The following is a 12,112-nucleotide window of genomic DNA, read 5'->3' as shown; positions in this document are numbered from 1 at the left end:
GGAAGCCTCCTTCTCGGCAGCGCACGGGCCGCCGGAGTCGTCGAATTGTGCGCCGCGTACCATCCGCCGGACCCAGGAGTGCGGATGGCGGCCTCTACGGCGTGCTGTGCGGATTCAGCCTCGAGGCGCGCGACCATCTCGGCGCCCGCGACGTCAAGCGGATGGAAATGGCCGCCAATGCGGCGGCGCGGCTGATCGCCCAGGCCCGCGGCCTCGACGTCGAGCTGCCCGTGCCAGCCTGAACCAGGGCGCGTTCAGGCCGGCTCACCCGCAGGTGGCGGCAGCGGCACGCGGGTCTCGAACTTCGAGCAGTTCATCGCGAACATGCTCTTGAAGTTGCGCACGTTGTTGTTCGACGAGAAGGCCTCGCGCGTGAACGCGTGGTACTGCGCCATCGACTCCGCGTTGACGATGATGAGGAAGTCGAACTCGCCCGAGACCTCGTAGCAGGCCATCACGTCTTCCTCGGCGGCCATGCGTTTCTCGAACTGAGTGAGCAGGGCGGCATTCTGCTTGTCGAGCTCGACGGAAACGAACACGGTGAGCGGCCGCCCGACGAGCTGGCGATCCACGATCGCCACCTGCTTTCGCAGCACGCCCGATTCGCGCATCTGGGCGATGCGGCGCTGGCAGGTGGCGGGCGAACTCCCCACCTGGTCGGCCAGCGTGCGCACCGGCAGCGAGGCGTCGCGCTGCAGGAGGTCGAGCAGGGCGGTGTCGAGCGCATCGAGCGCCACCGGCTGACCGCTTTTGCCGATTCTTCGAGACATTCGATGCTCCTTGGGGCGACTGATGAGACAAAAAAATCACCAATGTGCCGAGAGGTGGTGAATTTCCTCGCGATGATGCCCCAAGAATCCTGTCCATCGCAAAGGCAGGAGCAGGCCATCATGGAAACCACGAACCACACCGCGCCCGAAGCCGACTGGGTACGCTGGCGCCATGACTTCCACCGCTTTCCGGAAACCGGCTTCGACGAGCAGCGCACCGCGGGCCGCGTCGCGCAGATCCTCGAGATGCTGGGGCTGGAAGTGCATCGTGGCATCGGCGGCACCGGCGTCGTCGCGAACCTGAAGGTCGGCACCGGCGCCGGCGTCATCGGCCTGCGCGCCGACATGGATGCCCTCGCGATGCACGAGACCGCGCAGGACCGTGCCTACGCCTCGGCGAACGCGGGCCGCATGCACGCCTGCGGCCACGACGGCCACATGGCGATGCTGCTCGGCGCCGCGCAGTTGCTGGCAGCCGGCCGCGACTTCGACGGCACCGTGCGCTTCATCTTCCAGCCGGCCGAGGAGCACGGCAAGGGCGCCGCCGCGATGCTGGCCGACGGCCTGCTCGCGCGCTTCCCGATGGACGAGATCTACGGCGCGCACAACATCCCCGGCATGCCGACCGGGCACTTCGCGACCCGCGTGGGCGGCATCATGGCGAGCGAGGACAACTTCGTGATCCGCATCACCGGCCGCGGCGGGCATGCGGCGCGGCCGCACATGGCGGTCGATCCGCTGGTCATTGGTGCGGAGATCGTTCTGGCGCTGCAGACCATCGTCGCGCGCTCGGTGGACCCGGGCCATCCGGCGGTGGTCTCGTGCACCGAGTTCATCACCGACGGCATCCGCAACGCGATCCCGACCGAGGTCGTGATCAAGGGCGACACGCGCAGCTATGCGCCGCAGGTGCATGCGCTGCTCGAGAAGCGCATGCGTGCCTTGTGCGAAGGCATCTGCCACGCGCATGGCGCCAGCTGTGTCGTCGACTACACGCACGAGTTCGCGCCCACGGTGAACTGGCCGCAGTGCGTCCCGGTCGCGGTCGAGGCCGCGCGCGCCGTCGCCGGCGCCGGGCGCGTCGACGGCAACGTGGCGCCGATGATGATTTCCGAGGACTTCGGCCGCTTCCTGCAAGACATCCCCGGCGCCTTCGTGTTCATCGGCAACGGCGACGGCGACAGCCCCGGCGCCGTGCCGCTGCACAACGCGCGCTACGACTTCAACGATTCGATCCTTCCCATCGGTGCGCGCTACTTCGCCGAGCTGGCGCGCATCCGGCTGCCACGTTCCGCCTGACATGTTCCTCTTCAATTCCCACGCCACCCGCCGTCCATACGAAACCGATCTGCAGGCTGTCCTGAATCTCGCCGAGGGGCATGCCAGCCGGCAGCGGCTCTCGACCTGGGACCGGCTCTCGCCCCATCCGACCCCCGCGTGGTCGCTGCCCGGCCTCGCGGCATCGCTTCGCATCGGCGGATTGACGCTCAAGGATGAATCGAAGCGCTCCAGCCTCGGCAGCTTCAAGGCGCTCGGTGCACCCAATGCCCTCATCCGGCTGGTGCTGCGCCGCTGGCCCGACCGTGCATGGCAAGCGGAGGACCTCTTTCGCGGAACGCACGCCGCGAAGCTGCGCGATTTCGTCGTCATCAGCGCCACCGACGGCAATCACGGCCGTGCCCTTGCGGCCGCCGCGCAGAGCATCGGCTGCCGCTGCGTGATCGTGCTGCACGCGCAGGTGAGCCGGGAGCGCGAGGACGCCATCGCCGCGTTCGGCGCCGAGATCGTCCGCATCACCGGCAACTACGACGAGTCGGTGGAAGAGGCCGCACGCCTCGCGCGCGTCAACGGATGGGAGGTGGTCTCCGACACCTCGTACGAAGGCTATGAGGAAGTGCCTCGCGACGTGATGCAAGGCTATGGCGTCGTCGCCGAAGAACTGCTCGAGACGGCGCCTTCCGACGCCTGCCCCTGGACGCACGTGATCCTGCAAGGCGGCGTGGGCGGACTGGCCGCCGGCATCGTGAGCCACTTCTGGGAACGTTATGGCGAACGACGCCCGCGCTTCATCGTCGCGGAGCCCGAGCAGGCGGACTGCCTGTATCAAAGCGCGCTGCAAGGCCGTCCGGCACGCGCGACCGGCAGCGTGGATTCGGTGATGGCCGGTCTCGCGTGCGGCGAGACATCGCCGCTCGCATGGCGCTTCCTGCAGCCCGCCGTCGATGTCTTCATGACGGTGTCGGACGCGCAGGCCGTGCAGGCGATGCGCGTGCTGGCTGGCGGATCGCACGGCGATGTGCCGGTGGTCGCCGGAGAGTCCGGCGTCGCCGGCCTGGCGGCGCTCCAACGCATCGCGCGTGACGAGGCCTGGCGCCAGCAGGCGGGCCTCACGGCGGATGCCCGCGTGCTCGTGATCAACACCGAAGGCGCCACCGCGCCGGCGGTGTATGAAAGCCTCGCCGGACGGTCGCACCACGAGGTGCTCGAAGCGCAGCAGCAGTGGCTGCGGCAACGCTCGATCGGCGAAGCGGCGCTCCTCTCGCGCATCGAGGCGCACGCGGCCATCGGCGCGATCGAAGGCGGCGGCGTCTGCCGCGTCGCGCTGACGGACGCCGATCGCCAGGGCCGCGACCAGCTCGCCCTGTGGATGCGTGAGCTGGGCCTCGACGTCTCCATCGACCGCATCGGCAACATCTTCGGCCTGCGGCGCGGCAAGACCGACCTGCCGCCGGTGATGACCGGCTCGCACATCGACACCGTCGCGACCGGCGGGCGCTACGACGGCAACTATGGCGTGATGGCGGGCCTCGAAGTGGTGCGCTGGCTCAACGAGCGCGGCATCGTCACGCAGCGCCCGCTCGTGGTCGCGGCCTTCACCAACGAGGAGGGCGTGCGCTTCCAGCCCGACATGATGGGCTCGCTGGTGCACGCCGGCGGCCTTGCGCTGCAGCAGGCGCTCGACACCCTCGGCACCGATGGCGCGCGGCTGGGCGACGAACTGGCGCGCATCGGCTACGCGGGCGACATGCCGTGCGGATCGATCGTGCCGCATGCCTTCGTGGAGCTGCACATCGAGCAGGGGCCGGTCATGGAAGCCGAAGGCGTGCAGATCGGCGCGGTCGAGAACCTGCAGGGCATCTCGTGGCAGGAATTCGCCATCACTGGCCAGTCCAACCATGCGGGCACGACGCCGATGCGGCTGCGGCGCGACGCCGGCTATTGCGCGGCCGCGATCTCGGTGTTCGTGCGCGAACTCGCGCTGCGCTTGGGCGCAAGCCAGGTCGCGACCGTGGGGGCGATCGACCTGCATCCGAACCTCATCAACGTGATCCCGGCGCGGGCGACGGCCAGCGTCGATCTGAGGAACACCGACGAGGCCACGCTGCAACGCGCCGAGCGGGAACTGGCGGTGTTCGTCGACAGGCTCGCCGACGAGCAGTCGGTGCGCATCGAGACGCGTCGCCTCGTGCGCTTCGAACCGGTGGCCTTCGACGAACGGCTGGTGCGGATCATCGAGCGGGCGTCGCAGACACGCGGCCATGCGACGCGGCGCATGACCTCCGGCGCCGGGCACGACGCGCAGATGATGGCCCGCGTGTGTCCCTCGGCGATGATCTTCGTGCCCAGCGCCGAGGGCATCAGCCACAACCCGCGCGAACACACCGCGCCGTCAGACCTGCTGCGGGGCGCGGATGTGTTGCTCGATGTGTTGCTGGCGCTGGCGGAAGAGGGCTGAGCCGCGCTACGACGGCTACGACGGCAGCAGCCCGGGCGCGCTGTCGACCTCGGAGCCCCGGTAGAGCTTGTGCTGCGCCGCCGGGCCGGGCGCGTCGCTGACCACCGCGAGGCGCCACGGATCGCCCGCCTTGGCGCAGGCGCGTTCCGCGCTCGTGAGCTGGAAGGCGGGCATGCCCGACTTCGTGCCCTTGACCGCGATCTTCAGCAGCGTCTTGCCCTTCTTGTCCGAGACCTCGATGTCCCAGCCCAGCCCCTGGGCCGTGACGTTCTCGGCCTTGTAGCCGTAGCCTGCGAAGTGCTTGGTCAAATGCTCCATCGCGGCCGCGTGCAGTTCTTCGGGCGATGCGGGGCCGGCGAGTGCGTCCGCTTCGGGCGCCGGCTCGGGCATGGCGGCGCGGGCGCGCGCGGCCTGCAGGTCGGCGTCGCCCGGCATCCAGCCGCGTGCGCCGCGCACCAGCAGCGCGATCTGCCGGTCTGCATCCCACTCGGCGATGTGCCATTCCTCGTCGTCCGGCACGCGGACCGACACCCGGGCCGACTTGTCGGACTCCATCTCGAGCACCGGCACCCGGTTGGTCTGCAGCACGACGCGCACGCCCCGGTCCGCGTCATGCGCGCGCTTGAGCAGGCCGAGCCGGTCCTTGGCGCGCTGCGCCTGCTGGGCGCTGCGGGCGCCGCCGCCGATGCGGACCTGCGGGTTCAGCGATTCGAGATAGAACCAGCGCCCGCCGGCGCCGACGTTCACGAGTTCCGCCCAGAGCGTGGCGATGACGTTGAGGTTGTCGCCGGTGGCCAGCCAGGCGAGGTCGGCGGCCTTTTCGCGCGCATCGAACACGCCCATCCTGGCGATGATTTCGACCGGCGTGCGCTTTTCGCCCATGAGGCGCTTTTCATTGATGACCCCGAGCACGGCGGGATCGACTTCCTTGTCCATTCGGCTTGATCTGACGAGTTGTGTTTGCGTCGAGTATGCCTCTTGCCGCACCGTGCCGGCACTAGGCCGGCACGCGCGGCACCGGCCGGATCTTGCCGCTCGCGGCCTTGGCGCCGAGCACCATCTCGGTCATCCAGCTCACGAGCTGGATGCCGTAGGCGTGCCGCATCTCGTCGGTGGACAGCGCATGGTCGGCGTCGGCGAGCACGCGGTAGGTGATGGAACGCACGTGCTTGAAGGCGTGGACGTAGTTCTCGATCACCTCGTGCGGCACCGTCTTGTCGACCTCGGACTCCACCACCAGCACGTCGCCGTGGAATTCCGCGCAGGCCCGCAGCGCGCGGTTGTCCTCGGAGCGGATCGCGGTGCGGCGGTAGGCGTTCAGGTCCTCGCGGTCGAGCTTGCCCTTGGGGACGTCCCAGTTCTCGTCGCGGTAGATCGCGGGGGCGCGCAGCGCGAGCCAGCGGATCGGCCGCAGCGTGCACGCGAGCGCCGCGAGATAGCCGCCGTAGCTGCTGCCGACGATCGCGATCGAGCTGTCGTCCACGGTCGGGTGGGCGGCGAGCGCGTCGTAGGCGGCGAGCACGTCCTGCAGGTTGTCCTCGCGCGTCACCGCGAGGCGCTGCGACTGGTGGCGCGCATGGCCGCGCAGGTCGATCGCGAGGCACACGCAGCCCAGGGCGGCGAGCTCGTGCGCGCGTGCGATGTATTGCGCCTGGCTGCCGTCCCACCCGTGCACCAGCAGCACGCCGGGGATGACGGGAGTGGGCGCGACCAGCGTGCCGTCGATGTGCTGGTCGGCCACGGGAATCTCGATGGTTCTAGTCAGGGTCGGCATCGGGGTGGATGAAGGCGTACTTGGCAATCGGTCCGATCTCCGGATCGTGACCATGGAAATAGACCGTCGCGCCCGGCGGTGGTGCCGTGCCGCCGTAGGCCTCGACGCACGAGGCGCGGACCACGAGGCGGTCCTTGCGCAGGCGGAAGGCCTCGAGCGCCGCGATCTCGGCGCCGGTCGCGCCGCCGATGCGCCAGGACTGCTCGAGCACGCCGCTGCACGGCTTGCCGCGCCGGTTCTCGCCCTGTGCCACGTCGTAGTTGATGCGCGAGGCGAAGAAGCCGGGGTAGCAATCGATCACCGCGGCGTGATAGAGCGACGCCTGCTCGACCGCGCGTCGCACGCCCGGGGCGAGCGGCTGCCGCAGCAGCGCGTCGAAGTCGCCGCGCACCATGTGCAGGTCCGTGCCGCCGTAGATGACGTGGTTGCGGTTGCTGCGCGTCGCGCGCTGCACGCCGTGGTAGCTGGCCACGAGGCTGTCGACCTGCACCTGGCCCACGCTGTGGATCACGGGGTCGATCAGGTTCTCCTCCAGCACCACGCCGTGGGTGCGCAGTTGCTCCGCGTCCAGGGCATCGACCCGGTGCGCGAGCGCGGCCGCATCGGCAATCACGCACTGGTCCTTGCCGCCGGCCGAGCGCGCGGGTTTCAGGCGCACTTCGCCGTCGGCGAGCAGCAGGCCCCCGGCCTGCAGCGCATCGGCGCGCGAGAAGGCGGAAAAGCCTTTCAGCGTGGCCCCCGCGACCGCCTCGCCGAAGCGCGCCACCCAGCCTTGCGGCCGCACGGCCTGCGGATGCACCAGCGGATGCGTGATGACCTTGGACGCGACGAACGGGTGCGGCACGACGCCGCCGAAGAGATCGTCCGGCCCGCGGATGCCGAGCGCGGCCGCCGTGTCGACGTGCAGCGTGTCGCTCGGTACGAAGTAGAACGCGCCGGCATGGCCGCCGCCGTGCAAAAGGGCGGCGTCGTATTCGCCCGCGAAATCGAAGCGCTTGAGCGCCGCGAGGCGCCGCGAGACCTCGGCGCGCGTGGCCCGTTCATGTTCGGTGCCGAACTGTCGGCCCTCGACGGTAAAGGAGAACACCCGGCCCCTGACCGCACTCGCGCGTTCGGCCATGGCCGGATCCTGGCGTCCTGCCGGGCGCGTGTCAGGCGGGGTGGCCCGGTGGGCGCGCCGAGGTAGTCGCGCACATCGCAGGGCCGGGTCCCGGCGTCGGCGACGGCGCGGCGCAGCGCTTCCTCCGTCACGCCGAGCTCATCCATCCAGTAGCGGACCTCGTCGTCCTCGGTCACCGTCACTTCCTCGTGAAGCCGCGTGGCAGCCTGTTTGTCTGGCATCTGAAACTCTCCTGGGGTGCGCGCAGGAAGCTACCGGGGCCAGCGCTCCGCGAATGTAGGAAGCGGCCCCGGGTGAAGTGTCGCGCTGTCCGGCGACTCAGCGGCGACTCAGGCGTCGCGCTCCTCGAGCCAGTGCGTCGCGAGGCCGAACAGGCGCTGTCCTTCGGCGACGGCCGACAGCAGCAGCAGCCGGTTGTATTCGGTGTCCGGATGCCAGAGGCCGCCGCTGCACGGCGTGCCGTCGTTGTTCGCGAGCAGGCCCTCGGCCCAGGCGACGCGAATCTCGCGCGCATGGAGGTAGGGCCGCACGGTCCAGTTCGGCGGATCGGCGGGCGGGAACATCCCGCCAGCCGTTCCCCGGCGGTCGTTGGGGCGGGCTTCGCAGGTCGTGGCTGACGATTTCATCGCGGTCAGCGCGCGCTCGAGCAGGGTCCGCGAATCTCTACGGGTCATCAGGCAGCTCCCTGTGACGTGAGGCTCGGTGGTGGGGTGGCGAAGTCGCAAAAGGTGAACGTTGCGGCGGCGGGCCGCGTGGCGACGTAGGAATCTTTCGCATGCCGGTGCGCGGGATCGTGCTATCTTTTCCCGCTCGTCACCGATCCGTCGAATGGCCTCAACTGCCTCGGAGGATTCTCATGGCTTTCCAACCCCTGGGGCCCGGCGACCCGGCGCCCGACTTCATCCTGCCGGCAGTCAACCGCGAAGGCGATGTCTCGCTCGCCGACTACCGTGGCAACGGGCCCGTGCTGGTGGCGCTGTTCCGCGGCCTGCATTGCCCCTTCTGCCGCCGCCAGATCGTCCACTTGTCCGCCACGCACGAGTCGCTCGCCGGCGAGGGTGTGGACACCCTCGCCATCGTCAACACGCCGCTCGAGCGTGCGCGCCAGTACTTCCAGTACCGGCCGACGCGAATCGTGCTTGCCGCCGACCCGGACGTGCGCACGCACCATGCCTTCGGACTGTTCGAGGCGCGGGTGCTTCCCGACGACGCCGATCCGGACGACGTCCATTGGCCGGAGACGACCACGATCGCCCGCTTCACCGAATTGACGACCTTGTCCCGACCGGAGGTGCCGCAGGTGATGAACGCCTTTGCCGCCATGGAGACCTTGAACCGGGAGGACGGCTTCGTGGCGACGGAAGTCGATCAACGCATCGCCCAGGCGCACGGCTTTCAGGGCTCGGGGCACTTCCTCATCGACGCCGGGGGGATCATTCGCTGGGCGTTCATCGAGGCCGCCCATCGGGAGGCAGACGTCTGCCAGTTCTTCAAGGATGACGAACTGATCGCCGCGGCCCACGCACTGCGTCGCCACTGACCGTTGCGACCGCGACCCCCGTACGTGCTCAGCCCAACGATTCAAACGATCAGGCTCTGGATCTGGGCGGGCATCGCGGGCGCACTGGGGGCCGCATCGACGATCGGGTTTCGCTGGCTGACGCAGCAGGTCGAGTGGCTCGCGACCGGGCACACCGGCGGGCTCGTCGAGACGGCCATGTCGCTGCCGGCCTGGCACCGGGCGCTGGTGTGCGCCGTCGGCGGGCTGCTGGCGGGGCTCGTGCTGCAGTGGGGTGGAAGATGGGCCGCGAAGGGCCCGCGCGGCGATCGCAACCTCGACTACATCGAGGCCGCACGCGCCGGCCGCGTGGACCTGAACGATCGCACGACCTTCACCCGCACGCTGTCGGCGTTGTTCTCGATCGGAACGGGCGCGTCGATCGGGCGGGAAGGCCCGATGGTCCAGCTCGCGGCCTGGGTGAGTTCATGGCTGGCGCGCTGGGTGGCCATCTCGCCCGAGCAGCGCAACACCATCATGGTCTGCGGCATCGCCTCGGGCATCGGGTCTGCCTACCATGCGCCGGTTGCCGGGGTGGTGTTCGTGCTCGAACTGGCGATCGGATTCTTCGCGCGCAGCACGGTCGCGCCGGTCCTGATCGCGTCCGCGACGGCCAGTTCGCTCATCTACTGGCTGATCGAGCCCACGCCCCTGTACGTCATGTCGGGCAAGGCCGTGGCGCCGACAGGCTTGGCCGTTGCGTTGTTGTCCGGCATCGTCTTCGGCGGCATTGGATGGGTCTGGCTCGGCCTGCTCGACAAGGCGCGCGATCTCTTTTCCCGGATCGGGTCGTTGCCGGTCCGCCTCGGCGTCGGCGGCGTGCTGGTGGGCCTGATCTCGGCGGCCGTTCCCCAGGTCTGGGGCAACGGCTACAGCGTGGTCTCGCAGGTGCTTCAGGGCGAGCACCTGTGGCAGTGGCTGGCGGTGGTCCTGGCGGCCAAGGTGGCGGCGACCGCGCTGAGTTCGGGCAGCGGTGCCATCGGCGGCGTGTTCACGCCTTCGCTGTTCGTCGGTGCGACCGCCGGCAGCGTGCTGGCGCAGATCGCGGCGACGTGGATGCCCGTCGCATGGGTCGGCGATCCGCGCGCGCTGGCGGTGGTGGGCATGGCCGCAGTGCTGGCCGCGGTGACCCATGCGCCCTTGATGGCCATCGTCATGGTGCTGGAGATGACGGACCAGTTCCAGCTCACGGTGCCGGTCATGCTCGCATGCGGGGTCGCGCACGCGATCAGCACGCAGTTCGGCGCCAAGCCGATCTACGGCAATCCCATCGAAGCCCGCCATTGACCCCGCCATCGGTCTGAAAGATGCGCTCTGCCGGATGGCGCGGAGTGTGTCGATCGTCCTACTAGGCGCCGCGCCGGACCGTCGTCAAATGGTCCATCCGCGTCCGCTCGGAGGCGCAAGCGAAAGGACGACGATGGCACAAGGCAGCGAACCGATTCCAAAGAGGAAGAAGGCATCCGAATGTCGCTCGAAGGCCGTCTGAAGCGCACGCTGCGGGATGCTTTCGGGCTCGAGACGCTGCGACCCGGGCAGCAGCAGGCGATCGAGCGCGTGCTCGGGGGCCGCGCCGTGCTCGCGGTCATGCCGACGGGCGCGGGAAAGTCGCTGTGCTATCAGCTTCCGGCGCTGATGCTGCCGGGTCGCACGGTGGTGATCTCGCCGCTCATCGCGCTCATGAAGGACCAGCAGGAAAAGCTCAGCGCCATCGGCGTGCACGCGGTGCAGTTCAACAGCCACGTGCCGGCCGACGAGATTCGTGCGGGCGAGGCGGCGCTCTGCGACGGCAGCGCGCGCATCGTCTTCACGACGCCGGAGCGGCTGGCGGATCCGGCATTCCTCGGGCTGCTGACGCAGCGGCGGACCTCGCTGCTGGTGGTCGACGAGGCGCACTGCATCTCGCAGTGGGGCCACGATTTCCGTCCCGCGTTCCTCGACATCGAGATGGCGCTGGAGAAGCTCGGCCGCCCGCCGGTGCTCGCGCTCACCGCGACCGCCAGCGAGGAGGTTGCCGCGGACATCATGAAGCGGCTCGGCATCCCGCAGGGCGGCTGGATCGACACCGGCACCTACCGGGCCAACCTGCACTACGCGGTGGAGCAGCTCGCGGACGAGGACGAGAAGCTGCGACGTGCGCTCGCGCTCGTGCGCAGCAGCCAAGGCAGCGGCATCGTCTACGCCGCGACCGTGAGGGCTGCCGAGGCGGTGCATGACGCGCTGCGCGACGCGGGCCAATCGGTGGGCCTCTATCACGGTCGTCGGGCGGCGGCGGACCGCCGGCAGGCGCAGGACGCCTTCATGGCCGGCGAAGTTCGCGTGATGGTGGCGACCAACGCCTTCGGCATGGGCATCGACAAGCCCGACATCCGCTTCGTGCTGCACTACCAGATGCCGCCCGCGCTGGATGCCTACTACCAGGAGTCCGGCCGCGCCGGCCGCGACGGTGCGCCGTCATCCTGCACGCTGCTCTACCTGCGGCGCGACAAGGCGGTGCAGCAGTTCTTTCTCGGCGGGCGCTATCCGGCGCAGGAGGAGTTCGAGGCCGTGTACCGCGCGCTGCAGGCGCGGCCTGGCGATGACGCGGGAATCACGCTCGCGCAGTTGCGCCAGGAGCTGCCGATCCCGCGCAACAAGCTGCGCGTCGCGCTGAGCCTGCTGCGCGGCAGCCGCATCCTGGCCACCCTGCCGGACGGAAGCATCCACCTGCAGCGCCGTGACATGACGTCCGAGGCGCTGCGTGCGCTCGCCACCGGCTACCGCGACAGGCGCGTGCAGGACCGCGAAGCGCTGGACCGCATGGTGTTCTACGCGGAGACGGGCCAGTGCCGCTGGCAGGTGCTGCTGGCCTACCTCGAAGGCGAGGCGCCGGCCGAGCGATGCGGCACCTGCGACAACTGCCGCCGCATCGCGCGCCACGAGGCGGCGCTCGCCGCCGCATCCGCGGCCCGCATCGAGCGCGCGCCGCTGCGACGCCCCGCGACGCGCCGCATGCGTGCCCCGGCCTTCGCGTTGCGCCAGCCGGTCAAGGTGAGGCGATACGGCGAAGGCCAGGTGGTGAGCGCCGATGCGGCGTCGATCACCGTCGAGTTTGCGGACGGAAGCCGGCGCTGCTTCTTGCCGGCCTACGTCGAGGCGCTCCGCCGCGCGTGAA

The 12,112-nt window shown here is 69.7% G+C and carries 11 protein-coding genes; 6 read left to right on the top strand and 5 right to left on the bottom strand.

What is annotated here, in order from left to right; all coding sequences use genetic code 11:
• Positions 1–47 precede the first annotated feature (47 nt).
• Entirely contained in the window at positions 48–242 is a 195-nt protein-coding gene (locus VAR608DRAFT_RS36775; protein WP_157730660.1) for a hypothetical protein, read from the top strand.
• Positions 243–254: 12 nt separating this feature from the next.
• On the opposite strand, the gene VAR608DRAFT_RS05215 is transcribed toward VAR608DRAFT_RS36775, so the two are convergent.
• A complete protein-coding gene (locus VAR608DRAFT_RS05215; protein WP_443082972.1) occupies positions 255–737 on the bottom strand; it encodes an Lrp/AsnC family transcriptional regulator in 483 nt (160 codons plus the stop codon).
• 153 nt (positions 738–890) lie between these two features.
• On the opposite strand from VAR608DRAFT_RS05215, the gene VAR608DRAFT_RS05210 reads away from it, so the two are divergent.
• Both VAR608DRAFT_RS05210 and VAR608DRAFT_RS38455 read left to right on the top strand, forming a co-directional pair.
• Positions 891–2,069, top strand: a complete 1,179-nt coding sequence (locus tag VAR608DRAFT_RS05210) for a M20 aminoacylase family protein (protein ID WP_088953097.1) — start codon at positions 891–893, stop codon at positions 2,067–2,069.
• Position 2,070: 1 nt separating this feature from the next.
• Positions 2,071–4,506 carry a diaminopropionate ammonia-lyase gene (locus VAR608DRAFT_RS38455; RefSeq protein ID WP_088953096.1) on the top strand — a complete coding sequence of 812 codons (2,436 nt, stop codon included), beginning with the start codon at positions 2,071–2,073 and terminating at the stop codon, positions 4,504–4,506.
• 15 nt (positions 4,507–4,521) lie between these two features.
• On the opposite strand, the gene VAR608DRAFT_RS05200 is transcribed toward VAR608DRAFT_RS38455, so the two are convergent.
• The 4 genes from VAR608DRAFT_RS05200 to VAR608DRAFT_RS05185 all read right to left on the bottom strand — a co-directional run bounded on the left by VAR608DRAFT_RS05200 (position 4,522) and on the right by VAR608DRAFT_RS05185 (position 8,074).
• Positions 4,522–5,442 carry a DUF3883 domain-containing protein gene (locus tag VAR608DRAFT_RS05200; protein ID WP_088953095.1) on the bottom strand — a complete coding sequence of 307 codons (921 nt, stop codon included), beginning with the start codon at positions 5,440–5,442 and terminating at the stop codon, positions 4,522–4,524.
• A gap of 61 nt (positions 5,443–5,503) precedes the next feature.
• On the bottom strand, positions 5,504–6,280 hold the full coding sequence (locus tag VAR608DRAFT_RS05195) for an alpha/beta hydrolase family protein (RefSeq protein ID WP_088953094.1): 777 nt from the start codon (positions 6,278–6,280) through the stop codon (positions 5,504–5,506).
• Positions 6,264–7,400 carry a DUF3182 family protein gene (locus VAR608DRAFT_RS36770; protein ID WP_231973253.1) on the bottom strand — a complete coding sequence of 379 codons (1,137 nt, stop codon included), beginning with the start codon at positions 7,398–7,400 and terminating at the stop codon, positions 6,264–6,266. Before VAR608DRAFT_RS36770 ends, VAR608DRAFT_RS05195 begins: the two co-directional genes overlap by 17 nt.
• A gap of 329 nt (positions 7,401–7,729) precedes the next feature.
• Positions 7,730–8,074: a hypothetical protein gene (locus tag VAR608DRAFT_RS05185; RefSeq protein ID WP_157730656.1), complete on the bottom strand. Its 345-nt coding sequence runs from the start codon at positions 8,072–8,074 to the stop codon at positions 7,730–7,732.
• A gap of 182 nt (positions 8,075–8,256) precedes the next feature.
• Between VAR608DRAFT_RS05185 and VAR608DRAFT_RS05180 the strand changes: the two genes are divergently transcribed.
• From VAR608DRAFT_RS05180 to VAR608DRAFT_RS05170, 3 genes are all read left to right on the top strand, one after another.
• A complete protein-coding gene (locus VAR608DRAFT_RS05180; RefSeq protein WP_157730654.1) occupies positions 8,257–8,940 on the top strand; it encodes a redoxin domain-containing protein in 684 nt (227 codons plus the stop codon).
• A 24-nt stretch (positions 8,941–8,964) separates the two neighbouring features.
• A complete protein-coding gene (locus VAR608DRAFT_RS05175) occupies positions 8,965–10,245 on the top strand; it encodes a chloride channel protein (RefSeq protein ID WP_231973251.1) in 1,281 nt (426 codons plus the stop codon).
• A 180-nt stretch (positions 10,246–10,425) separates the two neighbouring features.
• Positions 10,426–12,111: a RecQ family ATP-dependent DNA helicase gene (locus VAR608DRAFT_RS05170; protein ID WP_088953090.1), complete on the top strand. Its 1,686-nt coding sequence runs from the start codon at positions 10,426–10,428 to the stop codon at positions 12,109–12,111.
• The last annotated feature ends 1 nt before the right edge of the window (position 12,112 follow it).

Source organism: Variovorax sp. HW608 (assembly GCF_900090195.1).
Lineage (GTDB): Bacteria > Pseudomonadota > Gammaproteobacteria > Burkholderiales > Burkholderiaceae_C > Variovorax.
The sequence above is the reverse complement of the archived record's forward strand: the minus strand, read 5'-3'. Positions and strand labels throughout refer to the sequence as shown.

Coding starts and splice junctions, on each gene's coding strand:
- VAR608DRAFT_RS05210 (WP_088953097.1), top strand. CDS start 891: ATGGAAACCACGAACCACACCGCGCCCGAAGCCGACTGGGTACGCTGG.
- VAR608DRAFT_RS38455 (WP_088953096.1), top strand. CDS start 2,071: ATGTTCCTCTTCAATTCCCACGCCACCCGCCGTCCATACGAAACCGAT.
- VAR608DRAFT_RS05200 (WP_088953095.1), bottom strand. CDS start 5,442: ATGGACAAGGAAGTCGATCCCGCCGTGCTCGGGGTCATCAATGAAAAG.
- VAR608DRAFT_RS05195 (WP_088953094.1), bottom strand. CDS start 6,280: ATGCCGACCCTGACTAGAACCATCGAGATTCCCGTGGCCGACCAGCAC.
- VAR608DRAFT_RS36770 (WP_231973253.1), bottom strand. CDS start 7,400: ATGGCCGAACGCGCGAGTGCGGTCAGGGGCCGGGTGTTCTCCTTTACC.
- VAR608DRAFT_RS05185 (WP_157730656.1), bottom strand. CDS start 8,074: ATGACCCGTAGAGATTCGCGGACCCTGCTCGAGCGCGCGCTGACCGCG.
- VAR608DRAFT_RS05180 (WP_157730654.1), top strand. CDS start 8,257: ATGGCTTTCCAACCCCTGGGGCCCGGCGACCCGGCGCCCGACTTCATC.
- VAR608DRAFT_RS05170 (WP_088953090.1), top strand. CDS start 10,426: ATGTCGCTCGAAGGCCGTCTGAAGCGCACGCTGCGGGATGCTTTCGGG.